Source organism: Nocardia jiangxiensis NBRC 101359, assembly GCF_000308615.1.
GTDB lineage: Bacteria > Actinomycetota > Actinomycetes > Mycobacteriales > Mycobacteriaceae > Nocardia > Nocardia jiangxiensis.
The window spans coordinates 31,929-57,927 of sequence record NZ_BAGB01000025.1 but is presented as its reverse complement, the minus strand read 5'-3'; the positions used below and the strand labels follow the sequence as shown (position 1 = coordinate 57,927).

At 64.8% G+C, this 25,999-nt stretch carries 21 protein-coding genes; 5 read left to right on the top strand and 16 right to left on the bottom strand.

From position 1 onward, the window contains the following. The first annotated feature begins 345 nt into the window (after positions 1 to 345). A complete protein-coding gene (locus ON40_RS07575) occupies positions 346 to 660 on the top strand; it encodes a 2Fe-2S iron-sulfur cluster-binding protein (RefSeq protein ID WP_306305376.1) in 315 nt (104 codons plus the stop codon). Then, positions 660 to 1,913 (top strand): NAD(P)/FAD-dependent oxidoreductase, encoded by a 1,254-nt coding sequence (locus ON40_RS07570; RefSeq protein WP_040819963.1) that lies wholly within the window; start codon positions 660 to 662, stop codon positions 1,911 to 1,913. Before ON40_RS07575 ends, ON40_RS07570 begins: the two co-directional genes overlap by 1 nt. A gap of 828 nt (positions 1,914 to 2,741) precedes the next feature. On the opposite strand, the gene ON40_RS07565 is transcribed toward ON40_RS07570, so the two are convergent. The 9 genes from ON40_RS07565 to ON40_RS07525 form a co-directional block, all read right to left on the bottom strand. After that, the gene (locus tag ON40_RS07565) at positions 2,742 to 4,358 is read right to left on the bottom strand and encodes an AMP-binding protein (protein ID WP_040819960.1); all 1,617 of its coding nucleotides are present in this window, start codon (positions 4,356 to 4,358) and stop codon (positions 2,742 to 2,744) included. Positions 4,359 to 4,488: 130 nt separating this feature from the next. Continuing rightward, positions 4,489 to 6,087 carry a GMC family oxidoreductase gene (locus ON40_RS07560; protein ID WP_040819959.1) on the bottom strand — a complete coding sequence of 533 codons (1,599 nt, stop codon included), beginning with the start codon at positions 6,085 to 6,087 and terminating at the stop codon, positions 4,489 to 4,491. A 103-nt stretch (positions 6,088 to 6,190) separates the two neighbouring features. Next, positions 6,191 to 7,357 carry an acyl-CoA dehydrogenase family protein gene (locus tag ON40_RS07555; protein WP_040819957.1) on the bottom strand — a complete coding sequence of 389 codons (1,167 nt, stop codon included), beginning with the start codon at positions 7,355 to 7,357 and terminating at the stop codon, positions 6,191 to 6,193. Between the two features lie 17 nt (positions 7,358 to 7,374). Continuing rightward, on the bottom strand, positions 7,375 to 8,814 hold the full coding sequence (locus tag ON40_RS07550) for an aldehyde dehydrogenase family protein (RefSeq protein ID WP_040819954.1): 1,440 nt from the start codon (positions 8,812 to 8,814) through the stop codon (positions 7,375 to 7,377). Beyond that, positions 8,811 to 9,617 (bottom strand): SDR family oxidoreductase, encoded by an 807-nt coding sequence (locus ON40_RS07545; protein WP_040819950.1) that lies wholly within the window; start codon positions 9,615 to 9,617, stop codon positions 8,811 to 8,813. Before ON40_RS07545 ends, ON40_RS07550 begins: the two co-directional genes overlap by 4 nt. A gap of 3 nt (positions 9,618 to 9,620) precedes the next feature. Beyond that, entirely contained in the window at positions 9,621 to 10,799 is a 1,179-nt protein-coding gene (locus ON40_RS07540; protein ID WP_051192807.1) for an amidohydrolase family protein, read from the bottom strand. Between the two features lie 141 nt (positions 10,800 to 10,940). Next, a complete protein-coding gene (locus ON40_RS07535; RefSeq protein ID WP_083895474.1) occupies positions 10,941 to 13,064 on the bottom strand; it encodes an acetate--CoA ligase family protein in 2,124 nt (707 codons plus the stop codon). Between the two features lie 50 nt (positions 13,065 to 13,114). Next, entirely contained in the window at positions 13,115 to 14,368 is a 1,254-nt protein-coding gene (locus ON40_RS07530) for a cytochrome P450 (protein WP_040819948.1), read from the bottom strand. Then, positions 14,365 to 14,826, bottom strand: a complete 462-nt coding sequence (locus tag ON40_RS07525) for a nuclear transport factor 2 family protein (RefSeq protein ID WP_040819946.1) — start codon at positions 14,824 to 14,826, stop codon at positions 14,365 to 14,367. Before ON40_RS07525 ends, ON40_RS07530 begins: the two co-directional genes overlap by 4 nt. Positions 14,827 to 15,039: 213 nt before the next feature. Between ON40_RS07525 and ON40_RS07520 the strand changes: the two genes are divergently transcribed. Further along, entirely contained in the window at positions 15,040 to 16,170 is a 1,131-nt protein-coding gene (locus ON40_RS07520) for an acyl-CoA dehydrogenase family protein (RefSeq protein WP_040819944.1), read from the top strand. A 52-nt stretch (positions 16,171 to 16,222) separates the two neighbouring features. Here the strand turns inward: ON40_RS07520 and ON40_RS07515 are convergent, their stop codons facing one another. From ON40_RS07515 to ON40_RS07485, 7 genes are read right to left on the bottom strand one after another with little or no spacing between them, the layout of a single operon-like run. After that, positions 16,223 to 16,990 (bottom strand): SDR family NAD(P)-dependent oxidoreductase, encoded by a 768-nt coding sequence (locus ON40_RS07515; protein ID WP_051192806.1) that lies wholly within the window; start codon positions 16,988 to 16,990, stop codon positions 16,223 to 16,225. Between the two features lie 32 nt (positions 16,991 to 17,022). Beyond that, on the bottom strand, positions 17,023 to 17,457 hold the full coding sequence (locus ON40_RS07510; protein ID WP_040819943.1) for a MaoC/PaaZ C-terminal domain-containing protein: 435 nt from the start codon (positions 17,455 to 17,457) through the stop codon (positions 17,023 to 17,025). A gap of 9 nt (positions 17,458 to 17,466) precedes the next feature. Further along, positions 17,467 to 17,976 carry an FAS1-like dehydratase domain-containing protein gene (locus ON40_RS07505; RefSeq protein ID WP_281033008.1) on the bottom strand — a complete coding sequence of 170 codons (510 nt, stop codon included), beginning with the start codon at positions 17,974 to 17,976 and terminating at the stop codon, positions 17,467 to 17,469. Between the two features lie 8 nt (positions 17,977 to 17,984). Continuing rightward, on the bottom strand, positions 17,985 to 19,247 hold the full coding sequence (locus ON40_RS07500; RefSeq protein WP_040819937.1) for an acyl-CoA dehydrogenase family protein: 1,263 nt from the start codon (positions 19,245 to 19,247) through the stop codon (positions 17,985 to 17,987). Further along, positions 19,244 to 20,224, bottom strand: coding sequence for a hydroxymethylglutaryl-CoA lyase (locus ON40_RS07495; protein WP_051192805.1), 981 nt, complete (start codon positions 20,222 to 20,224; stop codon positions 19,244 to 19,246). The genes ON40_RS07500 and ON40_RS07495 overlap by 4 nt, the downstream gene beginning before the upstream one ends. Before the next feature lie 60 nt (positions 20,225 to 20,284). Next, positions 20,285 to 21,433: an acyl-CoA dehydrogenase family protein gene (locus ON40_RS07490; RefSeq protein WP_040819934.1), complete on the bottom strand. Its 1,149-nt coding sequence runs from the start codon at positions 21,431 to 21,433 to the stop codon at positions 20,285 to 20,287. Positions 21,434 to 21,470: 37 nt separating this feature from the next. Continuing rightward, positions 21,471 to 22,709 (bottom strand): CaiB/BaiF CoA transferase family protein, encoded by a 1,239-nt coding sequence (locus tag ON40_RS07485; protein WP_051192804.1) that lies wholly within the window; start codon positions 22,707 to 22,709, stop codon positions 21,471 to 21,473. Between the two features lie 359 nt (positions 22,710 to 23,068). On the opposite strand from ON40_RS07485, the gene ON40_RS07480 reads away from it, so the two are divergent. Next, complete coding sequence (locus ON40_RS07480; protein ID WP_040819931.1) at positions 23,069 to 24,322, top strand: TetR-type transcription factor C-terminal domain-containing protein; 1,254 nt, start codon at positions 23,069 to 23,071, stop codon at positions 24,320 to 24,322. 245 nt (positions 24,323 to 24,567) lie between these two features. After that, positions 24,568 to 25,998, top strand: a complete 1,431-nt coding sequence (locus ON40_RS07475; protein ID WP_040819928.1) for an OB-fold domain-containing protein — start codon at positions 24,568 to 24,570, stop codon at positions 25,996 to 25,998. Position 25,999 lies beyond the last annotated feature (1 nt).

Genomic DNA, 25,999 nt, shown 5'->3' with positions numbered 1-25,999 from the left:
CGGTCCGCCGTACGTCTGCGGGTCCCGTACGCACGGAGAGCCAATTCGGTGCCTCATTAGAGGAAAATTCTGTGCTGTTTTAGGTACAGTACTGTTTGTACGCGTGACCTGAACCACTGTCAAGAGCCCGGCCAGACCAACAATATCGCCAGGTCCCATACGCATCGAGCGCCTCGAACCGCAGGCTATGACAGGGATCCACAGACCGATCGTGTGCAAATGATTCGGTTTTGATTTAGACTAAACCGACGGACCGCTCGACGCTACCAGCAGGTTGTTCGTCGCGTCGGAGGCGTGGTGTGCGCCGATGAATCGGTAACTGGAGGGAGATCAATAGTGGCTAAAGTGACCTACGTACGTCCCGACGGGGACGACGTGATCGTCGAGGTCCCCGACGGAACCACGGTAATGCAAGCAGCATTGGCGAACGACGTCAGCGAGATCGTCGCCGAGTGCGGCGGCACGCTGGCCTGCGCCACCTGCCATGTCTATGTCGACGACAACGACATCCAGCGTCTCGATGCGCCCAGCGCGGACGAGGACGAGATGCTCGGCTACACGGCTTCCCCACGGCTGCCCGGAAGCCGCCTCAGCTGCCAGCTCGTCCTCGGCCCAGAGCTCGACGGCCTCGTCGTGCGCGTCGTGCCGGAGCAGTACTGATGGCGCGGCCCACTGTCATCGTCGCCGGCGCCGGCCAGGCCGGCACCCAGACCGCGGCATCGCTCCGCGAGTTCGGTTTCGACGGGAACATCGTGCTCGTCGGCGACGAACCTCATCTGCCGTATCAGCGCCCACCGCTGTCGAAGGGTCACATCACCGGGAAAGCCGCGCGGGACACGCTCTGGCTGCACCCCGCGACTTTCTACGACCACCACGAGATCGAGCGGCGCATCCCCGACCGAGTGTGCGCGATCGAGCGCACCGCCGGTCGAGTCGAACTTGTCTCAGGCACCACCCTGGACTACGACCATCTCGTGCTCGCGCTCGGTGCCCGCAACCGCACACTGCCTCTGGACGGCGCCGATCTGGACGGCGTGGTCGGCCTGCGGACGCTCGCCGAGGCCGACGATCTGCGCGAGCGGCTGGGCCGCGCCCACAACGTCGTCGTGATCGGCGGAGGATTCATCGGGCTGGAAGTCGCCGCGACGGCGGTCGCACTCGGGCTGCATACCGTCGTGATCGAGGTCGCCGACCGGTTGATGGGACGAGTGTTGTCGCCCCCGATGGCAAGCTTCCTTCTCGATACGCACCGAGCGCGCGGCATGCAGATCGAACTCGGAGCCACCGTCGAGCGCATCGCTGGAACCAGCGGACGAGTCACGGCGGTGTCCACGGCCGACGGCCGGGAATTTCCTGCCGACGTGGTGCTGATCGGCGTCGGTGCCTTGCCGAATACCGAACTCGCCGAAGCGGCGGGACTACCGGTCGCGAACGGCATCGTGGTCGACCAGTATCTGCGGACCGCGGACCCCCGAATCTCCGCCGTCGGCGACTGCGCATCGTGCCCCAACTCCTTCGCCGGCGGCCGCAGCATCCGATTGGAATCCGTCCATAATGCGACTGCGCAGCCACGTGCTCTGGCGGCTCGGATCGTCGGGCGTCCCGAGCCCTATCGCAGTGTGCCCTGGTTCTGGAGCGACCAGTCCGACATGAAGCTCCAGATTGCCGGGCTCACCGCCGCGACCAGCGAATTCGTCTTTCGCGGCGACCCCGAGTCGGGACGTTTTTCGATCTTCTGCTTCGATGACGGACGACTTCAGAGCGTCGAGTCGCTCAATCGCCCGGGCGATCACATGGCGTCCCGGAAGCTGCTGGCAATCGGTGATTGCCTTTCTGCCGAACAGGCCGCCGACACAGAGTTCGATCTGCGTATGCACCTCTCGAGCCTCGCCACGGCGGCCACATCACACTGACAGCCCCGCTGCGCGGCTTGTCGAAGTCGACCCCTGAACCGGCACCGGCAGGACCGGTGTCGCACAGGTGAATGAATCTCCTTGACCCGGGTCCCGGCGGTGCCGGCCACATGGCCGCAAGGATGCTCGCCGAAATCCGCGGAAGCGATGTCGGGGACGATTGCGATACTTGCGGGGATGCTGAATCGGGTCGCTTCGGTGTGGTCGGCAAGGCCATAACGATGCCGCACACCACAGCCGGGCCATCGGCGATCGCAGTCGCTCGGTGAAAGAACCGACATCCAATCCGGGAGAGTGGACGCACCGATTCTGCCGTGCTGGACAGCCCGGTTCACCACGTCCTGGATGGGAGCCGGGGTGCGGGTTCAGCGGGTGATGATGAATCGAAAGCTATCGGCGGGACCGTCGGCTGCCACGGCCTCGACGCCTTGCCTGATGCGGACGTTGATCTCTGCATCCACCTGGGTGCGGCACGCGCTGGGTCTTGCGAAGAACTCGAAAACTCACAGCGGCTCCTGACCTGACGGCTTCACCGCCAGCAGCCGAGATACGAAGAGGATCTGCGACCCGGGTGGCCGGCCAGCCTGCGAACGCCGAACTCGTTCAACACACTGGGCCGGTTCCACACCGCAGGGACTGCTCGATCTCCGAGGAGCGTCAACGCAGACGCCGACTCCAGATGAGCAGTCCCGATCGCGATCAATTACCTTCTCCTCAACGAGTTGCGTCGCTATCCACTGCGTTGAGAAACGACACTCCTGGAGATATCGATTACACCGTTGATCTCCCTGAGCCCATATGGCAATCACGAAATTGCCGTAGCGGGAGTCAGCTCGCCCGGCGATCCGCACGGGCGACGACGTGACCCAGTTTCTCGAAGTCGAATGTGGTCTCGGTGATGCCGCGCTCACGGAGCTTGAACTTCTGCACTCGGCCGTTCACATTCGCCGGCAAGGCATCGAGGAACTCGACGTAGCGAGGAATCGCGTAGTACGGCACCGATTTACGGAAAAACTCGAACAACTCGGGCAGCTCGATCTTGCATTGCGGGGCCAGGACGAGACAGACCTTGATGTCGTCCTCACTCAGCTCGGACGGCACTGCGTGCACGGCTGCCTGCGCGATGGACGGATGGGCGATGATGGCCTGCTCGAGTTCCACCGAGGAGACGTTCTCGCCACGGCGCCGCAGGGAATCCTTCTTTCGGTCGGAGAACCAGAAGTAGCCTTCTTCGTCGACTCGCGCCTTGTCGCCGGTGTGATGCCACAGATTGCGGAATGTCTCCACGGTGCCCCGATCATTGTTCCAATAACCGGAGAACAGCCGGAATGGCTCGTCGGGGCGAACGACGATTTCGCCGGACATACCGATGGGGACCTCGATGTCGTTATCGTCGACGATCTTCACCCGCAGGCCCGGAGTCATCTTGCCCATGCTCCCGGGCCGGCGCTCGCCCCGCGGGTCCCCCAGTAGCGCGGGCCAGCACTCGGACTGGCCGAACACCTCCGCGAACGGCTCGATCCCGAACCTCTCCGCGAACTGCTCGGTGAACTCCGCCGTCGACGGCATGAAGGTGATATGCCGCAGCTTGTGGGTGCGGTCCTCGTCCGACGGCGGCTGGGCAAGGATCGCCATGCCCATCGCGCCCATACCCAGGGCCGCGGTCGCGCCGGTCTCACGAATCCGCGCCATATACCGGCTGGCACTGAACGCCGGTTCCACGATCACGGACCCGCGAACAGCCAACGCCGCTGCCACCAGCCATGTCTGACCGCTGAAGTGGAACAGCGGATTGGCGCCGAATATCACATCACCCTGCTCGTACCAGCCGTAGTCGACGAATACATTGATCAGGTTGCAGTAGTAGCCGTGTGTGATCGCGCAGCCCTTGGACGGGCCGGTCGTTCCCGAGGTGTAGATGATCGCGCACGTATCAGCAGGTGTGATCTCCGGCGCGATGACCTGCGCCGAATTCGCCTCCAGCTCTGCGTAATCCAGCACGGAAGGCCGGGTGCCCGCGGCGGGGTCGTCTCCGACCAGAACGGGCTGGGGCTGCACGGGCAGACCCGCCGACACGGGGGAAAGCATGTCCAGCGCGGCGCTGTCGCCGATATAGATCTTCGGCGTCGTCTGAATCAGCTGGTGCCGCAGGAACTCGCCTCGCAGGTAGGTGTTGAGCGGCACCTGAATCGCGCCGGTCTTCGCTATCGCGTAGATCAGGACGATGTATTCGATCCGATTGGAAAGGTTGACCGCAACGCGGTCTCCCTTCTCGACGCCAAGCGATTGCAGACCGGCGGCGACCCGATCCGAACGCCGATCGAGCTCGGCCAGCGTCACCCAGTCGCTCGCACATTGGACGAATTTCCGGTCCGGGTCGAGCGCCGCTTCTTCCCGCAGCCAATCACCGACAATTCGGTTCGATCGGTTCTTGCCTAGTTCCATGACGATCCCCTTTGTGGCATCCGTCTGCAGCAGATCAGGAGAAGACACGACAGGGTCGTTCTCACGATTGATTTGTTCGAGGCTGGTATTGATTGAAGATGTCATCGCTGACCTACCGTTAGTTCTGAGATCAAGCGCCGAGTATCAGTTCCGCGGCGCGCTCACCGATCATCATGGATGGCGCATTGGTATTTCCGGTGGTAATTTTCGGCATGATGCTGGCATCAGCGACGCGCAGGTTTCGAATGCCGTGTACTCGCAGTTCGGGATCCACCACCGCGAGATCATCGACACCCATCTTGCATGTGCCGACCGGGTGATACGACGGGGTTACCGTCTGCCGGACGTAGCGTTCCCAGTCCGCATCGGTCCGGCAGTCTGCTTCGGGTTGCAGCTGCCCGTTGGTGATGGCGGTCATCGCTGGCTGGGACATGACGCGGTGCACTTCGCGGACCCCACGCAGGCAGTCCCGAACGTCGTCCTGGTTCGCGAGGAACTGGTACGAGATGCGGGGCGTGGAGTCAGGCGCGGAATCGCGGAGTGTGATCGTGCCGCGCGCACGCGGCCTGAGAAATGTCGATGCCGACAGAAAGCCCTCTTCCTTGGCCGGCTGAACGTTGAACATACCGTTCTTGTCCACCGCGCGCGTGATCGCGAAGGGAACGAACTGCAGTTGCAAATCCGGTGAATCCAGACCGGGCTCGGTCCGTCCCATGCACTGAACCTGAACCATCGTCATCGCCAGCAGGCCGCTGCCGTTCCTGACATAGTCCGTGAGGGCTTTGACAATGGTTCCGGCCCGCATCTTGTTGATGGTCGGGATCGTGGACCGCCACCGCTGCATGAGATAAGGGTGCTCGTGCAGATTCTCCCCGACGCCCGGCAGATGATGCACGACCTCCACGCCCACGCTGTCCAGTACCGCGCGCGGTCCGATGCCGGAAAGCTGAAGCAGCCGTGGTGATCCGATGGCGCCGGCGCTGATCACCACCTCTTCCCGGACCCGCGCTTCGGACTCGCCGCCCTTGTGCCGATAACGAACACCGACAGCGGCGCCGCCCTCGGTGAGTACCCGATGCACGTAGCAATCGGTCCGCACGGTTATTTCGCCCTGGAGCACAACCCGGCGCAGGTATTCCCGCGATGCTTGCGAGCGCGTCCCGCGCCGGTGGTTGACCTGTGCGAAACCGACGCCGTCCTGAGTTGCGCCGTTGTAGTCGTGGTTACGCGCGTAGCCGGCCTCCAGGCACGCTTGCAGGTAGGCCGAGTTGGCCTCGCCGTGGTTGCTCTGAGTATTCACCGAAATGGGCCCGGAACCGCCGCGAAGGTCGCTCTCGCCGCCCTCCCACGACTCCATGCGCTTGAAGGACGGGAGCACGGACTCGTAGTCCCAGCCGGTACAGCCCTCTTTGGCCCAGCCATCGTAGTCCGCACGATTGCCGCGAACGAAGACGCAGGAGTTGATCGATCCGCCGCCGCCCATCACCTTGCCCGCCATCCACGCTTCCGGGCGGCCGGTACGAGTGGGATCGGGCTCGGCCGGGTATTTCCAGTTCACCTTCTGGTACGCGACGGCGACAGCCGCTGGAATCCGCACGTCGATTCGTCGATCGCTCCCCCCCGCTTCCAGCAGCAGCACGTGCCCGCCCCCTTCCGCGAGCCGTGCGGCCACGATCGCGCCCGACGAACCACCTCCGACAACTACAAAGTCGAATACCTCGTTATTCACGTGCGTTCCTTCGCGCCCGATGGCAATGTGACCTGGCGCACACTACCAAAATTTGAGTAGATTCTGTGCAGAATCAGCATCTAAATTGAGTTAGATTTTTCGATCAGTAGCTCTTCGGCAGACCGAGCACATGGTGTCCGATGTAGGCGAGCAACAGCTCCTGCGGCAGGGGTGCGATCTTCATCAGACGCGCCTCGCGCCAGTAGCGCGCGACGTGGTATTCCTCGGCGTACCCGAACCCGCCATGCGTCTGCATCGCGATGTCGGCCGCCTGGAAACCGGCCTCGGCACCCAGATACTTGGCCATATTCGCCTCGGCGCCGCACCGTAATTGGCGGTCCAGCATCCACCCCGCCCGATGGGTGATCAGTTCGGCCGCTTCGAGCTTCGCGTACGCCTCCGCGAGCGGAAATGCGATGCCCTGATTCGACCCGATCGGCCGGCCGTAGACGACTCTTTCCTTCGCGTACGCGACAGCGCGCCGCAGCGCGGCCTTGCCCGTCCCGATAGCCTCCGAGGCGATCAGGATCCGTTCCGCATTGAGCCCGTCGAGCAGGTAATAGAAGCCCTTGCCCTCTTCCCCGACCAGATCGCCGGCGGAGACGACAAGGTCGTCGTACACGGTCTCGCACGAAGCGACGGCATTCCGGCCCGCCTTGGCGATCGGGGTGATGGTGACCGCGGGGTCACGCAGATTCGCCATCAGCAGGCTCAATCCATCCGTGCGACGAGCGCATTCCTCGGCGGGGGTAGTGCGGACCAGAAGAAGTACCCTATCCGCATCCTGCGCCTTCGAGGTCCAGACCTTTCGCCCGCGCACGATATACGAATCGCCGTCTCTGACCGCCCTCGTCTTGATCGCCAGGGTTTCGGTGCCCGCATCCGGCTCCGTCACTCCGAAGGCCACGTGGAGTTCACCGGCGGCGACCTTCGGAAGATAACGCTGCTTGATCTCCTCGGATCCGTGCAGGACCAGGGGATGCATACCGAAGATCGACAGATGGATGGCACTGCAACCGTTCATCGCGGCACCGGATGCCGCCACCTCGTTCAGGATGACCGACGCCTCGAGCAGGCCACGACCGCTACCGCCGTACTCCTCCGGTATCGCGATTCCGATCCAGCCACCGTCTGCGAGCGCCTTATAGAATTCCCACGGAAATTCATGGCGAGAATCCAGCCCGGCCCAGTACTCGTCGTCGAACTTTGCGCAGACAGCACGCACACCGTCTCGAATCAGGTCGAGATCTGCATCATTGGAGAAATCCACCGGTAGCTACCTTCCGATCACGCCGTCGCCGGAGCCTGCTGCACGGATTTCAATTCATAGAATTCCGCCAGACCATGGTGCCCCAGTTCCCGGCCGTTACCCGATTGCTTGTATCCCCCGAAAGGCGCGAGCATATTGAAGAATGAGCCGTTGATATCGACCGCGCCGGTGCGAAGCCGCCGGGCGACCCGCATGGCGTGGTCGCGGTCCTGCGACCACACGGCACCGGCCAGACCGTATTCGCTGGAATTCGCGATGTCGACGGCCTCGTCCTCGCTGTCGTACGGGAGGATCGCGAGCACGGGGCCGAAGATCTCCTCGCGGGCGATCCGCATGTCTCGTCGGACATCGGAAAACGCGGCGGGCCTGACGAAATAGCCCGAAGGCAGGCCCTCGGGCAGCTCGTCGGTCCCGCCGTAGATCAGGCGCGCGCCCTCCTCGATTCCGATCCGGACGTAGCGGTGCACGTTGTCACGCTGCGCGGCCGAGGCCAGCGGCCCCATACTCGTCTCCGGATCCAGCGGATCGCCCACCGTGTATTTACCAAGCCGCGCGCGAACGAGCTCCTCCACCTCGGCGAGACTGGCACGCGGGACCAGCATCCTGGTCAGCGCCGTGCAGGTCTGCCCGGTATTGGTGAAGCAGTTGGCCACCCCTACCTTGACGGCCCGCTCGAGATCGGCATCGTCGAGAATGACGTTGGCGGACTTGCCTCCGAGTTCCAGTGCCACCCGTTTCACGGTCCGCGCCGCGACCTCGCCGATCCGCCGACCCGCTCCCGTCGAACCCGTGAAGGTCACCATGTCGATGTCCGGATGGGCGACCAGCTCCTCCCCCACCACCCGGCCAGTACCCGAGACCAAGTTGAACACGCCTGGCGGGAAACCGATTTCGTCGATCATGTCGGCGACGACGAACGCGCTCAGCGGTGCGATCTCCGAGGGTTTCAGCACCACTGTGCACCCCGTCACCAACGCCGCACCGACCTTGCCCAGGACCTGTTGAAGCGGATAGTTCCACGCGGTGATGGCGGCGACGACGCCGATCGGCTCACGCAATACCAGCGAGTCGCCGATCTGTTCCTCGAGCACGAAGGTATCCATCAGATCGCCGTAACTCCGCAGCACCTGTCGCGGAAGTCCGACCTGGACCGCGGTGGAGATCCGCAGCGGGGTGCCGACCTCGGTCGAAATCAGCCGAGTGAGTTCCGCTGCTCGCTCGTCGAGCTTCTTCGCCAGCTGCGACAAGAGACCCAGCCTGACCTCGAGCGGCGTCTGAGACCATGCCGGGAACGCCGCTCGCGCGGCCGCAACCGCCTGGTGAACATCGTTTGCGGTGCCGTCAACGATTCGTCCGATCACCTCGCCGGTAATGGCCGAATGCACATCGAGGAGGCCACCCTCCGAACGCCGCCAATTTCCGTCTATGAAAATCTCTTCACGATCGTGATCGGTCATGATTTCAGCCCCGGGGTCTTGGCATGCAGTCGTCGCATTTTGGATATCCATTCGTCGTAGTCGGCGGCTTTGCCGCGGAAGTACTTCTTGACAGCAGGATGAGGCAGAATGAGGAATTCTTCCTTGCTCATTCCGTCGATCACACAGTCAGCGGCCTGCTCCGGCTCGATCGCGCCGGCCACCGCGAACCATTCGCCTTGCGCGCCGCGCAGCATGGCCGTGCGAACGCCTTCGGCGACGATGCACGACACACGAATGCCACGGTCGCCGTAGTGGATCGACAACCACTCGGTGAGCCCGAGCACCGCGTGCTTGCTCGTGGCGTACGGCGCATTGCCGAGCGCCGTCAGCAGGCCCGCGGCGGAGGCGTTCTGGATCAGATAGCCCGATCCACGCTCGAGCATGTGCGGCAGGACAGCGCGCGCGGCATATACCTGGGGCATGACATTGACGTCCCACACTCGCTGCCACGCCTGGTTGGAGGCCCAGGGGTTTCCGCGCTCGTGCAGCGGGGTCACGCCGTCGTGGGGCTCGCCCCAGAGAACTCCGGCGTTGGAGACGAATGCATCGATCCGGCCGAGTTGCCGCAGCGTTCGATCCACCAACTCGACGACGGCCCGCTCGTCGGACACATCGGCGGCGATCGCCAGTCCGCCGATTCCATCGGCGACTCGCTCGGCACCGGCTGCATCGATATCGGATACGACAACCGAGGCACCGGCGGCGGCGAACCGCCCGCACATGGCCTCTCCCATGCCTGCGGCGCCGCCGGTGACGACTATGACCTTGCCTGCTGGTTCCATCGGCTAGATCAGCTTCGTGAGTTTGGCCGCGTTGTCCCACATGACCTTGCGCTCGGCGACTGGATCTTTCAGCTCGGTGGCGACCTTTTCGTACTGCCGGGGTTCGGCGAGCCCCTCGGGGTGCGGGTAGTCGGAACCGAAAAGTACGTGGTCCGCGCCCATGTGGTGCACGACCTCCGTCAGATTGTCCTCCCAGAACGGTGCGACCCACACATGTTCCCTGAACTGTTCGACCGGATCGGAAGCGAAATAGCCCGGCCGCTGGAATCCGGCACGGTTGAGGCCGGAAATGAGCAGCGGCAGGAACTCCGCACCGTTCTCGACCGAGGCGATACGCAGACTCGGGAAACGCTCGAACAGCCGGTCGCATGTGACGGCGGCGAGGTAATTCGCAATTGCGCGCTCATGGCCCACAGCGATCTGCAACGGCGAGGCGATATCGCCGATGATGTTTCCGTGATAATCGGTGTACTTGTCCAGCCCTGAACCGCCAACCTCTCCGACGTGTACGACAACCGCAGCGCCCGCCTCCTGGACACGAGCCCAGATCGGGTCGAATATCGGATCTCCCGGCGATCGCCAGCCGCCGTCGGTGTATACCGCCTGCGCACGCACGACGAAGATGCGAGCGTCGTGGGCCAGGCCGTGCTCGACCTCAGCGACCGCCGTCTCGACATCACCGAAGGCCAGATACGGCGAACCGAAGATCCGGTCGCGGTAGTTGTATCCCCAATCCTCGAGCAACCAGCGATTGAACGCCTTGAACGCCTGACCGGCCGCCGGCGGATCATATTGGAGCCGCTCCTCGAAACCCATCCCGAGGGACGGGAGCAGCCAGATCGAGTTCAGCTCCTGCTCGTCCAGTTTGGCCAGCCGCGCGTCCCGGTCGCGGTAGTGGGCCGGAATCGGCTCGCGATCAGACAGAATTTCCTGCAGATGCTTCTTCTCGGGATTGCCGCGGAAGTAGTCCGCCATGGCTCCCGGCTTCACGATCGGGTCGAAGGTCGGGTTCGTAACCGAGTAGTCCACCTTGTCGGCGATGATGTGCCGAGTTCGATTCCCGATCTTGGCGATCTGGACCGTGCGAGCGGCCCAATCCTTGGGGCAATGCCTGGTGAATGCGTCGATCGGCTCGTAGTAGTGCTGGTCGACGTCGAGTGCCGGTAGTTCAGTGTTGATCATGGATGCTCCCGATGTTGCGATGACCCCAAGCCGCCTCGTCCAGACGGCGAGCGCAGGCGCGGACAGTGGTCCTGATGCATTCTAAATCTAACAAGAATTTGGTAACTTGACAAGCGCTTTCCAGTTGCGTTTCCGCTGTACCTAGCGGACATACAAGGCATCGATGATCGTCCCGCCGTCCGCGCCGACGATCGCCGGATTCACTTCGATTTCCGCCAATCCCTGGGACCTCAGCAGCTCACCCATTCCGTTGAGCGTGGCCAGAATCCAGCCCTCGTCGAGCGGATCGCTGCCCCGGAACCCGACGAAGAGCTCTGCCATCGCCAGGCGTGCCAGTGCCTTGCGCAAAGTCGGCAGATCGCACGGCAGCGGCACCTGCTCGATATCGCGCAGCACCTCGACCGCCGCACCGCCGACCCCGACGCTGCCGAACACGCCGAGACTGTCCGCGTCGCGGACGGTCAGCACCAACTCCACTCCGCCCCCGATCATCTTCTGCACCAACCAGCTCGCCGCCGAGCCGTCGAGGCGCGGCTGCGCCTGCGTCATTCGCGCGACCGCCGCGGTGACGGCCTCACGACCCGAGAGGTTCACTGCGACGAGGCCCAGTTCGGTTCGATGCGTGATGTCGTCATCGGCGGACTTGACCACGACGGGATAGCCGAGCGCATCAGCCGCATCGGCCGTCGGTTCGACGCCCACACTCACCGTCATCGGCGCGATGTTCAGACCGTGGTCGGCCAGCAGTTGCAGTGCGGGCGCACCCCCGACTGCGGCCGCCCCGGTCGATGACGGCACAGGCGCCTCGTGGGCCGACGCCTGATTAACCCGTTCGGGACCGAGCAGCGCACGGACCACCCGACCCAAATCCGTCGGCCCCTCCGCTACCAGGACCCCTCCCGCGCGCAACTCCTGGATATGCTCTTTGACGGCGGTCCCGCCGTACCAGAGCACGACGAACGGCTTACCCGTCCGACTGCCCACATCGAGGATGTCCTTGACGCTCTGGCCGTTCCATCCCCTGGCGCCCATGGGCAACGGAACGCACAGGGCCTGCACCGCCGGGTCGTCGGCGACTGCGGCCAGATAGCCGCCGAAATCGACGGGCATCGAACCCGGCCCGACGTCGAGGGGATTGGGGAACGTGGCGAAGTTCGGCAGTACGGCCGCGAGGCGATCCGCCGTTTCCGAGCCGAGCTTCGGAAATTCGACGCCCGCGGCCGATAGCTGCTCGGTGGCCAGCACCGCCATGCCACCCGAGTACGCGACCATGCCCCACTGACGCGGAAATTCCCGGCCGTAGTTCCGCATCGCGCCCAGAACCCAGAGATCGTCGGGATCATCGACAACGGTCACCCCGAGAGCGCGCAGCAGGCCGAACTCGAGCGCTCCCCGCCCGATGATCTTGCCGGTGTGACTGGCCGCGGCTCGCTCGCCCGCGGCGGAGCGTCCACCGAGGTAGGTGATCAGCCGCTTCCCGGCGATGTCGAGTTCTTTGACCGCCGCAGCGAAGCGCCGTCCGTCGCGAATCGATTCCATGTACAGCGCGACGGTGTCCACCTCGGGAAGGCCGGCGAAGTACGAGATGAAGTCCGGGATATCCATATCGCGCTGGTTACCGGTGCTGACAATGTGGGAGATACCCACCCCGGCGTCGCGGGCGCGTTCGACGATCGTGCTGCCGATCGCTCCGCTCTGCGCGATCACAGCGATCCGACCGGCGGGAATGGGTTCCCCCTCGGTCAGCACGGAGGTCATGCTCATCGCCAGGCCGGTGCGAACGTTCACCAGGCCGGTGCTGTTGGGACCGACGACGTTGATCCCGTTGTCCCTGGCAAAGCTCAGCAACGAGCGCTCCATCTCGTGTCCGGCCTCGCCCATATCGGCGAACCCCGCGGTCAGGATCAGCACCTGGCGCGCACCGACAGCCGCGCAATCCTCGAGCACACCCAGAACCGCCGCCGCCGGCACGGCGATGACGACGACATCGGGCGCGGAGTCCATCGCGCCGAGCGACGGCAACGCGGGCCGTCCCTCCACCGTCGTGGCCGTCGGATGGATGACGGTGACAGTGCCCCCGTAGCCGTACACCCCGAGATGATCGAGAACGGCACGGCCGCCGGCCTTGTAGGCCTGAGCCGAGCTGGTGGACACGCCGACCACCGCAACCGACTGCGGCTCGAGGAAATACCTCACGACGTCCGCACGCAGCGGCGCGATGTCCTGGTCGGAGTGCGTGGGGAGCGTAGTCTGCTCAACCGTCATGTAACTGTGCCTTCCTGTGCATGTATTGCCCGAGGTCGTGGAAACGCCCGTCAGTCCCGCCAGGTCCGGAACGGGAGGACCGACAGGCTCCTGGTCTGGCCGCCGTGTGCGGAGAGCTCGGCGTTCGGCGGAAGCGAGAAACGCGGGATGCGGCGGAAGATCTCCTCGAACGCGATCGTCAGCTCCAGGCGAGCGAGATGCGAACCGAGGCACCGATGACTGCCCGCACCGAAAACCATCGACTTGTCCACGTGCCGGTCGATGAGGATCTGATCCGCGTCGGGGTAGGCATCCTCGTCGCGGTGAGCCGACGCCAGCGGCAGCACCACCCGATCGCCCGGCTGCAGCTCCACACCATTGATGACCTTGCGCTCCATGACGGTTCGGCTGGCGTGCACGATCGGCTCATATCGCAGCAGCTCCTCGATCGCGCCGGGGATGAGCGAGGGATCCGCGGCGAGCTGGTCCTGTAGGTCCGGCCTGCGCGCCAGGTGAAGGAAGCTGAAGCCGATGGCGGTCGTGACGGTGTCGAGGCCCGCGAGCACCAGAACATACGCGAAGTTCAGGATCTCGCGGTATTCCAGCTTCCGCTGACCGGGCATCTCGGCATTGATGAGCACCGAGATGATGTCATCGCCGGGCTTCTGCAAACGCTCGTCGAGCAAGGCGCGCAGGAAGTTGTGCAATGCCTTGCCCGCGCCGAGCCGAGCCGCCGTCTGCGCTTCGACGTCACCGTGCTCGGCGCCCTTGGTTGTCGTATGCAGAATCGTTCCGGCCCAGTCGCACAACTGGTCACGCTGCTCGACGCTGAAGTCGAGGCCTACCAGCCGGAGAAATACCGCGCTCGGATACGGCTGCGCGAACTCGGCCATGAAATCGAATTCGCGCTTGGCCAGCATCCCGTCGACCAGTTCTGTAGCGTACTCGCGCACCGACGCCGCGATGTGCTCGATCGCCTTGGGCCTGAACAGCGGGTCGACGATCGTGCGGTAGCGGCGGTGATCGGGTGGATCGACCTCGAGCGGAATGAGGGGACGAGTGTGGCCGGGAGTCGCCGGGGTGTCCGCAGGCCAGGAAGAGAAGGTCGCGGCATCGTGCAGGACCGTGGAGACGTCGTCGAACTTCGACAGCACATAGAAGCCGCCGTAGTTGTCTGTGTGCGCCACCGGGCAGGTGGCGCGCAACGCCGCATACTCCCGGTGAGGATCCAGCGCGAAGTCCGGATCGTAATGGTCGTAGTCCCGGCCCAATGCTTGCATCGCTGTGCAACCGCGGGTGGCTTTTCCGGTCTGCTGATCACTCACTGGAGTTCGCCTCGATCGTTGGAGGTATAAGAATTCGCCTGCCCTCTTTCGGCCGGCGATTCGTGCTCGCGGCACAGTTCGCTCAGCGCGTGAGGGTCCTTGTAGTACACGTCGACGCGGATGATCTTGTCGCCGCGTAGGCGGTATATGTCGACGGCATCCACCGGCATACTCCGGCCTGTCGCGCGGGAGGTGAATGTGCCGTGGACCGCGACGGCGACACAGTCGTCGCCGTCGGCGATCTCCGGTGGTTCCAGCTCCACCGAGAAGTCCTGGCCGACCGCACGGAGCATCCGGCGAAATCCCTGCGGGCCGATGTAGTCGCCCCCGAAGGGCAGGCTGGGCGTCTCGGAGAACACGCTGGCGTCGTCGAGCAACTCCAGGCACGCGCCGATATCGCCCACTCGCAGGCCGTCGGTGAACCTTCGGACGATCTCGACCTTGTCCATCACCGGCATTGGCGACCACCTTTGAGACTTGCGAAACCACCCACTCGATGTGGGGAAGCGTGAACCTGATGCATAATTTTCTACACAGATTTTGAACACTAGTCAATGGAAAAGCCCACTAGATGTGTAGATCTTGCTGAGATACTCTGCTTTAAGTTAGATATGACGAAGCGGTGCTCGACCGAGGCCGTCGGCCCGGCCGCGCTCCCAGAGAGGACAGTCGTGACCTTCGCACCCACAGACGAGCAGCGGGAGCTGCAGCGGTTGGTTCGACGATTCTGCGAGGAGAAGTCGCCGATCACCGAGGTCCGCCGACTGATGGAGTCCGACAGCGGCTTCGATACGGGCGTCTGGGACCAAATGGGCAAGGAGCTCGGCCTGCAGTCCCTGCACATCCCCCAGGCGTACGGCGGTATGGGCTTTACCGTGGTGGAGCTGGGCCTGGTTCTCGAGGAGATGGGCCGCGCGCTGTTGTGCGTGCCGTTTCTCTCGTCCGTGGTATTGGCCGCGAACGCGATCCTCGTCGCGGGCGACGAGGAGCAGCGACAGACATTGCTTCCGGGCATTGCCGCGGGTGAGGTCCGCGGTGCGCTCGCGTTCGCGGAGGGCACCGACACCTGGGCGCCCGAGGCCGTCGCGACCGAGGCCGTCGCCGACGGTGACCGGTACCGGCTCTCGGGCGCCAAGACGATGGTCGTCGACGGTCACACCGCGCACACCCTCGTCGCCTCCGCACGGGTGCCGGGCAGCGCCGGCCGCGAGGGCATCTCGCTGTTCATCGTGGACTGCGAGGATGCGCCCGGGATGACTCGGGCGGTAATGCCCACCCTCGACCAGACCAGGAAACTCGCAACGGTGACATTCGACGAGACGCCTGCCCGGCTCCTCGGCAGCGAGGGCGCCGGCGGGCCCGCACTCGAGCGGACCCTGCAACTGGCCGCGGTCGCCCTGGCATCCGAGCAGGTCGGTGGAGCCGCCCGGTGCTTGGACATGTCCGTCGAGTACGCCAAGGTGCGGCAGCAGTTCGGCCGTCCGATCGGCAGCTTTCAGGCGGTCAAGCACCGGTGCGCCGATATGCTGCTCGGCGTCGAATCGGCGCGATCCGCGTCCTATTACGCCATGTCCGCGGCCGCAGACGATATCGAGCTGCCGCTTGCCTCCGCGTTGGCCCGGGCTCATTGCTCCGAAGTGTTCTCCCGGGCGGCGAGCGACTGCATCCAGATCCACGGCGGGATCGGATTCACCTGGGAACATGACGCGCACCTCTACCTGAAGCGAGCACGAGGCTCGGAGGCTCTTCTCGGAGGGATCGGACACCACCAGGACCTGGTGGCCTCCGGCATCGGGTTGTGAAACCGACTCGTGCTCCCTCGACCCCGCTCGCGGGAGCACGAGTCCGTCAGACTCAGACGGAGTATCCGCCGTCCACGCGCAGGGTCTGTCCGGTGACATAGGACGCCTTCGGTCCCGCGAGAAATGCCACCGCATCGGCCAATTCGTCGGCCGAACCGAAGCGCCGTAACGGCGTCGCGCGTTTGGCCGCCTCCAGGGCACGTTCGTCGTACTCACCGCTGGCGATCAGGTCGTCCAGAAGTCCGGCCTCGATCACGCCGACGCCGACGCAGTTGGCCCGAATTCCGTTCTTGCCCTCCTCGGCGGCGATTGCCCGCACAACCTGCTCGACGGCCCCTTTGGGGGCCGCCGACAGAAGATCGCGGGTGGCGTAGCGGAGCAGGGCGGTGGTGACCAGGCAAACGATCGTGCCCCGGCTCGCCCGCAGGGGTTCGACTGCGGGTTGCAGCAGGTTGAAACAGGCTACGGCGTCACGCCGCAGCTGTTCGGCAAACAGTTCGGGCTCGATCTGGGCTGTGTAACACATCGGGATTTGCGGGCCTGCCGCATAGACCACTGAGTCGAGCCGCGGCACACTCCGCACCAAGGCCCGGGTAGCGGTGGCATCGGTCAGATCGAGCTGATGCACCCATGCCTTGGCTCCCAGGTCACGGATCGCGTCGGCCGTCTTCTCCGCCGCCTCGGAGTTGCGGTGGTAGGTCAGCGCGATATCGAACCCATCCCGTGCCAGGGCACGGCAAATCGCCGATCCGATACCTCCGCTCCCACCGGCGACGAGGACCGTACGCTCACCGAGAGGGTCTGCGACATTCTCTTCCATGTTGTTCCTTCGCCTCGCTGATCCGCCGGTATTCAATGCCATTCGCGCGGACATTCGCGCACGCGCGCGTAGCCGGACACCACCGGCTCGCCCTTCTGATTGACGGTCGACAACTCGAGATCAACCGAGGTTCGGCCGTCGACGGCCGCGACCGCGGTCACCGTGGCCTTGGCGGTCAGGGTGTCCCCCGGCCACACTTGACGCTGAAAACGCACGCCGAAATCGGTGAATTCGCCGTCGACGATCCAATCGGTCACGAGCTTGGCGGTGAGCCCCATGGTCAGCTGACCATGCGCAATCACCGAGGGGTATCCGGCGACTTCCCTCGCGTAGACCTCATCGCTGTGCAATGGGTTGAAATCGCCGGACACACCCGCGTACATGACAATCTGTGTCCGCGAGAGATCCTGGACGACCGGCGCTTCGTGCCAGTCTCCGACAGCCAGTTCGGCAATGTTGTTCGACATGTCGGTGCCTCAGTTCTCGACCGGATGCTCGGTGATGACCCGTACCCGGCGCGCGGTCACCGCGAGTTCACCACGCTGGTTGACGAAGCGGGTGATCTCCTCGGAGAATTTCAGCCTTCCGGCTCGCTTGCTGTCCTTCTCCCACGTCCTGCCCATCGACCGTTCGCCCCGGAGAACATCACCCGGGCGCAACGGCAGGTGGTACTGGTAGTGCTGTTCGGCCTGCATGCTCGTGCCCGCGCCGGATGAGGGTGGCGCCGTGCCCGGACCGGCACCCGAGCCGTGCCACGGCACGCCGGGCCGTGGGCGATAAGGCCAGTCGGGGTCGAATTGCGCCGCACCCGCCACGAAGGTCGGCGGGGCGGTGATGCCTCCGCGCCGACGCGTGAGTTCGTCACTGTCGTCGCGATAGATCGGGCTGTCGTCACCGAGTGCCCGGGCGAACATCATAATGTGCCCTGACTCGACCGGGAAAAGAAAAGTGCTCCCGGTCGGCTCGTCCGGTTTCGATTCGTCCACTTCCGCCACTATGTGCGCCCACCTTCCTGAAACTTGGGCTCCCGAGGCAAGCCCAGCGAGTTCTCACCGATGATGTTGCGCTGCACTTCGCTCGTGCCCGCGTAGATCGTCCCGGAATGGGCGGCCAGAAAAACGTCCTGCCATTGATCGACCGCGTAGCCCGGCCCCTGCGGCCGAACCATCGCACCGGGACCCGCGATATCCAGGGCGATCGCGCCCAGTCGGAGGTGGTACTCGCTCCACGCAAGTTTCCATGTCGACATTTGTGGCCCCGGATTTTTTCCCGCGGCCACTTCAGCCACCGTCCGCAGCCAACTGCTCCGCATGATCGTGACCTGTGTTTTCGCCCATGCGAGATCGCGTCGCACCGTCGGATCCCGGTGCCGTCCGGTCCGGCGGGCGAAGGCGATCAACTGATCGAGTTCTCGTTCGCGCGCCTGCAGCAGCATGGTCGTCGCGCGTCCGGCGGCGGCCCGTTCGAAGCCCAGCGTGGACTGAACGACACGCCAGCCGTTTCCCAAGCCGCCGATCACGCCGGACAGCGGCGCGACCGTTCCGTCGAAGAAGACCTCGGCGAACTCCTCGGCCCCGGTGATCTGACGGATCGGACGGGCTTGTATCCCGTTCGATCCCGGAGTGAACTCGGTGATCACATACGAGAGTCCGCGGTGTTTCGCCGCGGCCGGGTCGGTGCGGCACAACACGAAGATCATGTTCGCCGTGGCGAATCGGGACGTCCACACCTTCTGGCCGCTGATCGTCACGTGATCGTCGTGCACGATCCCGCGCGTTTTCGCGGATGCGAGGTCCGATCCTGAACCCGGCTCCGAGAAGCCTTGGCAGTATCGATGCTCACCGGAGATGATTCGCGGCAGATAGTAGGCCTTCTGCTCGTCGGTGCCGTGCAGGATGATCGACGGACCGACCATCGACTCGCCCTGCACCCGGTCGATCCGGGGCAGTCCGGCCCGAGAGAACTCCTCGTCCAGGATCGTCATCTGCGGCGCTTCCCAGCCGCGACCGCCATATTCTTCCGGCCAGGCCGGACAGACCAAACGGGCCTCGCGATTACGCCGCTCCCACTCGAGGAAGAGCGGATGCTCCTGCGCCCGGGCCAGGTCCTGCTCGCTCTGCAGGCTCGCGACCGACCCAGGCAGGTCCGCGCGAAGGCGCCAGTCGATCAGATCGGCCAGTCCCTCCGGAGCGTTCTCGGCGATCCACGTTCGAAGTTCTCGTCGAAGTTCGTGCAGCGGCACGTCGAGGCTCGTCATCGGACGGCCGTCACGGATGTCGACTCGGAAATCGGCGCTTGTACCTCTGCGGCCAGGGCTTGCACCGTGCGCGAAACGCTCGGCCTGCCCAGGCGCTCGGCCATCCAGACGCTCGTTGCCACGAGGCGGTGCAGGTCGACGCCCGTCTCGATGCCCAGGCCGTGCAGCATCCACACGAGATCCTCGGTGGCGAGGTTACCGGCCGAACTCTCCGCGAACGGACATCCGCCTAGACCCCCTGCCGAGCTGTCGATAGTCCGGACTCCGGCCCGGAGAGCCGCCAGCACATTGACAAGCGCCTGACCGTACGTGTCGTGAAAGTGCACCGCGATCGAGCCGATATCGATTCCGGCCTCGACGAGCGCTTCGATCAGGGCGGTCACATGACCGGGAGTCCCCGCACCGATCGTGTCGCCCAGGGACAGCTGGGTGCAGCCGAGCCCCATCATGCGAACGGCGACGTCGACCACCGCGGCGATCGGCACCTCCCCCTCCCAGGGATCTCCGCAGCACATCGACACATAGCCGCGCACGCTCGCGTCTGCCTCCCGCGCCTTAGCCACAACCGGCGCGAACATCTCCAGCGACTCGTCGATCGAGCGCCCGAGGTTGCGTTGCGAGAACGTCTCGGTGGCACTGCCGAACACGGCGATATCGCGAACGCCCCGCCCGAGCGCGCGCGTCAGCCCGCTGACGGTGGGGACCAGGGCCGGGTAGCGCACATCGGCGTCCAGGTCAAGGCCATCGATGACCGCCTCGGCGTCGGCCAGTTGCGGAACCCGCACGGGGTGGACGAAACCGGCCGCCTCGATCGTTCGAAGACCCGCGGCGCCGAGCCGCTCGATGAACTCGATCTTGGCAGCGGTCGGGATCACCCCTTTTTCGTTCTGCAAGCCGTCTCGGGGGCCGACCTCGTAGATCGTCACCGACTCCGGCAGACCCGCTGCAGTGAACCGGCTCGGCGTCAGCATCACCATGTTCGTCTCTCCACTCTTCTCCCCGGGCGCCGCATACGCCGTCGCACCCGCTGGCGTCGGTCACACTCCGAGGGAACGGCCGATGATCTCTTTCATGATTTCGTTCGTCCCGCCATAGATCCGCTGAACGCGGGCGTCGACAAACGCCCGCGAGATCGGGTATTCGGTCATGTAGCCATAACCGCCGTGCAGTTGCAGACAACTGTCGACGACGCGGTTCTGCAAATCGCTGCACCACCATTTGGCGGCGGCGGCCTCCTCGGCGCTGAGTTCACCTGCGTTGTGCGCGAGCACGCATTGATCGACGAATGTCGTCGCGATCAGAATCTCGGAGTGCATCTCGGCCAGGGCGAACCGGCTGTTCTGGAACGAGCCGATCGGCGCGCCGAAGGCTTTGCGTTCCTTGGCGTAGCCCAGTGTCATGGCGAGCGCGGCCCGGGCGGCAGCGACGCTGATGGTGGCGATCGCCAGCCGCTCCTGCGGGAGGTTGCGGGTCAGGTAACCGAATCCGGCTCCCTCCGCACCCAGGAGGTTCGCGACCGGAACGCGGACGTTGTCGAAGAACAGCTCGGCCGTGTCCTGCGCGTGCATCCCGATCTTCTCGAGCCTGCGCCCGCGGGTGAAACCCTCGTGCGAGCGTTCCACGACAATGAGGCTCAGGCCGGACGTGCGCTTCGACGGATCCGTCTTGGCGACGACGATCACCAGGTCGGTGTTGATCCCGTTGGTGATGAACGTCTTCGAGCCGTTGACTATGTAGCTGTCCCCATCGCGGATGGCGGTCGTGCGCACTGCGCCGAGATCGGAGCCCGTACCGGGCTCGGTCATTGCGATGGCGGTGATGAGCTCACCCGTCACGGCCTTGGGCAGCCAGCGCTGGTGCTGCTCGGCGCTGCCACAGTCGAGCAGGTATTGGACACCGGTGTCGTTGTGCAGCGAGAGGCCGAGCCCCGAGGCGTTCACGCCGGCGGCCTGAACCTCCTCGTGGATGACATAGTTGTACCGGAAATCGGTGACACCGCCACCTCCGTACGCCGCGGGCACCGCCATTCCGAGGAAACCGTGTGTGCCTGCCGCAGTGAAGAGCTCACGGGGCACGATGCCGGCCCGCTCCCAGTCCAGATGGTGCGGAACGACTTCCTTGTCCAGGAACCGGCGAAAGCTCTCCCGGAACATCTCGTGTTCGTCCTCGAACAGGGTGCGTTTCATCGGATCCCGATCCCATTCCTGCGCGGCGCGGCTGGCATCAGACGATCCCGCGCTCGTGCAGACCGTTGATGTCCTGCGCGCTGTAACCGAGCTGGTTCAAAATCTCGACGGTATGTTCGCCGAGCGATGGCGCCGGACGCGCGATATCGAACGGTTGACCGCTGACGGGCGCGGGCCATCCGGTGCTGGTATACGAGCCGGCCACCGGATGCTCGGAGTGGTGCACGATCTCGCGCGCACCCAGATGGACATCGCCGAGCGTGCCGACCTTGGAGTTCGCCGGGCACAACGGGATGTCGTAGAGCCTTGCGATGTCCATCCACTCCGCGGATGTTCGCGACCGGAAAATCGGGATGAGCTCGTCCAGCAGATCGGCCCTTCCACCGTCCGCGAAGTCGACGGCGAAAGTCGTGTTCTTAACGTCGATCAGGTCCGGACGATCGACGGCCCGGCAGAAATTGTCCCAGAACTTGTGCTCGATGGCCGCAAGCAGCACCACCTTCGCGTCCTTGGTCTGATAGTAGGTGTACTTGGGGCGCTTACGCGGATCCAGCCCGACCGGAGGTGGCGGATTGCGCCGGTCGGTGATTCGCTCGCCGTTCCAGGCGAGAACCGCGTCCAGGCACTGGTTTGCCAGTACCGCGTCCGCACCGGCGGCATCGATGTAGCTGCCCTCGCCGGTCTGGTCCCGATAACGCAACGCCGCCGCAGTCGTCAGCGCGGCATAGAGCGCAGTCGACAGGGGCCCGTCGATCGAACCGGAGAAGTATTGGCCCTCGGGGGCGATCACCTCGGTGACTACCCCCTCGGCCGAAACCTCCAAGGGAGACTGTCCGGCGACCGCACCCATCATGTAGCCGTGCACCGGGATCTGGCTGTAGTCGCCGCGGGCGCCGAATCCACTGGCCTGGCAGTAAATGATGTCGGGCTTTGCGGCTCGCTGCGCCTGGTATCCGATCCCGAGCTTCTCGCACGCATCACCCGCGAAACCGTCGACGAAGACGTCCGCGGTCGCAAGCAACTCGTAGAAGATCTTGCGCCCCTCATCGCTGCGCAGGTCCAGTTCCACGCTGCGCTTGTTGCGATTGCACAACAGATGGAAGACGCTGTTCTGCGGCGTGATGCGGTCCCCGAGTTCGCGCAGATAGTCGCCGGTGCCCGGACGCTCGATCTTGATCACATCCGCGCCGAGGTCGCCGAGTAAGCGACTCGTCTGATCACCGGTCGGCAACATTGCACATTCGACGACGCGGATGCCGGCCAAGAGCCTGATCATGTCCTTCTCCTCCAGAGCTCCTCAGACCGAGGAAAGATGAGACTGAATATATTCTAACCTAATTCAGATTAGAGTTAACAGTAGTAGGGAACGCCGACGCAGTCAAGCGGATGGGCGGCGCGTACGGCCCGCGCAGACCGCCGATTAGCGCCTGCCGGGCACATCACAGCTGCCCACGACGTTCGCAAGCCCGCCGCGCCCGCAAACGCGAACCGCCGGTGCAGGGCGGCACCCGCAGCGGGCGAGTCGCTACGCCTGCCTCATCCGATATAGATTCGATGTGTAAGTCGGGACTTGCGCGCCGAAACGGACTCGGAGGATTCGTGGGTAGAAAACGAGGCATACCGGACAAAAAGGGAATGGCTACGCGGGCGCGGATCCTCGACTCCGCCGCCCGCACATTCCGCGCCAAGGGATACGCGGGAACTCGCCTCTCCGACGTGGCAAAGGCGGCGGGCACTCAGGCCGGCAGCCTGTACTACCACTTCCCGTCTCGCGAGGAACTCGTGGAGGAGGTGCTGCGCGTCGGCCAGGAACGCACGAGCGGATTCGTGCGGCGACGTGTCGCCGCGCTGCCGGAGGATGCTTCCGATCTCGACCGCCTCCGCGAAGCGACCGCGGCGCACCTGGACTCGGTGCTGGAGATCGGCGACTACACGGCGGCGACGATCAGGATCATCGGGCAGGTTCCCGAGGAGATCCGTAAGCGGCGCTTACACGAACAGCGTGAATACGGCATGTTCTGGCGCGCGCTCGTCAACAACGCGCACGATTCCGGGGAGATCCGCGCCGAGCTCGACAGCTCGGCATTGCGCATGCTCCTGCTCGGATCGATGAATTCGGTGCCCGACTGGTTCCGGCCCCGCCGTGACAGGCTGCCGGTGACCGAGCTCAGACGGCAATTCGAGGCGCTGTTTCTCGAGGGCCTCGCCACCGATCACCCCGGTTCGCGCACGATCGATGGCGCACTCACCGCAGTGTCCACAGCGGCAGGCGCCGTGACCCATCGCAACGACACCGGCGATCGGATGTCCGATGGCGCCATCCGGATCTTGGACGGTGCGGCCAAGGTGTTCCGTGAAAACGGCTATGCCGGAACGAGACTCGCCGACGTGGCCGCCGCGGCGGGCATCCAGACCGGCAGCATGTATTACTACTTCAACTCGCGCGAGCACTTGGTCGTCGAATTGTTGCTGGCCGCGTGGAGACGGACCGACGATCTTGCCCGGGAGAGCGTCGCCGCACTGCCCGCCGGCACCTCGGCCCTGGACCGGCTGTCCACCGTCATCACGGCTCATCTGCTGTCGGTGTTGCGCAGCAGCGTGTATACCTCCGCGCTGGTTCGGATCCTCGGTCAGGTACCGGAGGCGGTGCGCGAACAGACCGTCAATCAGCAGCGCGCCTATCTGGACTACTTGCGTGAGCTGCTGCAGGCCGCCATCACATCCGGTGAAGTCCGCGGTGATCTGGACAGCTCGGTGGTGACGATGCTGCTCACCGGCGCCGTGAACTGGGCTGTCGAATGGTACCGGCCGGACGGCAATCTGACCCCTGAGCAACTGAGTGCACAGTTGTCGGCACTTATTTTGGACGGTATGGCGGCCCCCGCGTAGGTTCGCGCGTCGTGATGAACCCCGCCGGCCCGCCTCCGTCATCCCAGTAGCTGTCAGCAGAGATCAACTGGCAGACAGGCGATTTCCCATCGCAGGGCAGCGGTGACCAGACCACGGACACCGACACGCCCGAAGGGCGAAACCACGGAAGCCGACAACGTACCAATGCTCGGCAATACATTGATTCCTAACCTGAATTAGATTAGAATCAATGTTATCTACCCCGGCAATATAGGGAGCTGTGCGTGACCGGTTTGATCGCCTATGGGGCCCACATCCCGCACCACCGTCTGCGACTCAGCGAGATCGGGGCGGTTCTCGGCGAGCGGCGGCCCGCCGGAACGCGGGCTGTGGCCTCCTACGATGAGGATTCGACGTCGATGGCAGTGGAGGCCGGGCGCGTGGCTTTACGCGGTCTTCCGCACGCCGCCTGGCCCAGCCGGATCTACTTCGCGACCTCCAGTCCCGCGTACCTCGACAAGACCAATGCCGCGGTCATCCATGCCGCGCTGAGCCTGCCGCGAAGCACCCTCGCCGTCGATGTCGGCGGTGCGCCGCGCTCAGCGCTGGGCGCGCTGCTGGCCGCCGCGGATACGGCCGACGGCGCCCTCGCCGTACTCAGCGACGTCCGGACCGGTCGCCCCGGGAGCGCAGACGAAATGCAGGGCGGCGACGCCGCGGCGGCCCTCCTGTTCGGTCGCGGTTCTCCCGACGCACCCGTACTCGCCGACCTGGTCACCTGCGCGTCAGTCACCGACGAGTTCCTCGACCGCTGGCGGACCCCGGGCGCCACGGCATCGCGAGTCTGGGAGGAGCGCTTCGGCGAGCATCTATACACGCCACTTGCCATAGAGTCGTTCACCGCGGCCCTCAAGCAAGCGAATATCACGGCCGACACCGTGGACCACTTGATCGTATGCGGTTTATCGCCCAGGGCGGTGCGGCAGTTCATCGCCGCGAGCGGAGTCGCACACAACACTGTGACTCCCGATCTGACCCAGATGATCGGCAATGCCGGAACCGCGCAACCCGGCATCCTGCTCAGCGACGTACTCGACCGCGCCGTCGGCCGTCAGACCATCGCGCTGGTCCTGCTCGCCGACGGGGCGTCCACGCTGATCCTGCGCACAACCGACGCCCTGGGGGTGCGGCGGCCCACCGTTCCGACCGTGGCCCAGCAGGTAGCCGACGGCGACGACACGTTGAGCTATGCGACGTTCCTGTCCTGGCGCGGAATGCTGGTTCGCGAACCTCCCCGCCGCCCCGAGCCCGAGCCCCCGGCAGGGCCGCCGAGCCACCGATCGGAAAGCTGGAAGTACGGCTTCCACGGGTCACGCTGCGAACAATGCCGGACGGTCCACCTGCCGCCCGTCCGCGTCTGCTATCAGTGTGGCGCCACCGACCAGATGCATGCCGAGCCGATGGCCGACACGCCTGCGCGCGTAGCCACTTACACCGTCGACCGGCTCGCCTACACACCGAGCCCGCCGATGGTTGCGGTCGTCGTCGACTTCGACGGGGGCGGGCGCTTCCGCTGTGAGCTCACCGACGGCGGCGAGACGGTGTCGATCGGCGATCCAGTGGAGATGACCTTCCGCCGGCTGACGACAACCAACGGCGTCCACAACTATTTCTGGAAGGCCCGCCCGGCGCGCGGGCGGCTGGAGGAGAATTGAC

Coding starts and splice junctions, on each gene's coding strand:
- ON40_RS07515 (WP_051192806.1), bottom strand. CDS start 16,990: ATGGAAGAGAATGTCGCAGACCCTCTCGGTGAGCGTACGGTCCTCGTC.
- ON40_RS07480 (WP_040819931.1), top strand. CDS start 23,069: ATGGCTACGCGGGCGCGGATCCTCGACTCCGCCGCCCGCACATTCCGC.
- ON40_RS07550 (WP_040819954.1), bottom strand. CDS start 8,814: ATGACCGATCACGATCGTGAAGAGATTTTCATAGACGGAAATTGGCGG.
- ON40_RS07545 (WP_040819950.1), bottom strand. CDS start 9,617: ATGGAACCAGCAGGCAAGGTCATAGTCGTCACCGGCGGCGCCGCAGGC.
- ON40_RS07495 (WP_051192805.1), bottom strand. CDS start 20,224: ATGGTGATGCTGACGCCGAGCCGGTTCACTGCAGCGGGTCTGCCGGAG.
- ON40_RS07490 (WP_040819934.1), bottom strand. CDS start 21,433: ATGAAACGCACCCTGTTCGAGGACGAACACGAGATGTTCCGGGAGAGC.
- ON40_RS07485 (WP_051192804.1), bottom strand. CDS start 22,709: ATGATCAGGCTCTTGGCCGGCATCCGCGTCGTCGAATGTGCAATGTTG.
- ON40_RS07525 (WP_040819946.1), bottom strand. CDS start 14,826: ATGCCGGTGATGGACAAGGTCGAGATCGTCCGAAGGTTCACCGACGGC.
- ON40_RS07570 (WP_040819963.1), top strand. CDS start 660: ATGGCGCGGCCCACTGTCATCGTCGCCGGCGCCGGCCAGGCCGGCACC.
- ON40_RS07510 (WP_040819943.1), bottom strand. CDS start 17,457: ATGTCGAACAACATTGCCGAACTGGCTGTCGGAGACTGGCACGAAGCG.
- ON40_RS07540 (WP_051192807.1), bottom strand. CDS start 10,799: ATGATCAACACTGAACTACCGGCACTCGACGTCGACCAGCACTACTAC.
- ON40_RS07535 (WP_083895474.1), bottom strand. CDS start 13,064: ATGACGGTTGAGCAGACTACGCTCCCCACGCACTCCGACCAGGACATC.
- ON40_RS07565 (WP_040819960.1), bottom strand. CDS start 4,358: ATGGAACTAGGCAAGAACCGATCGAACCGAATTGTCGGTGATTGGCTG.
- ON40_RS07500 (WP_040819937.1), bottom strand. CDS start 19,247: ATGACGAGCCTCGACGTGCCGCTGCACGAACTTCGACGAGAACTTCGA.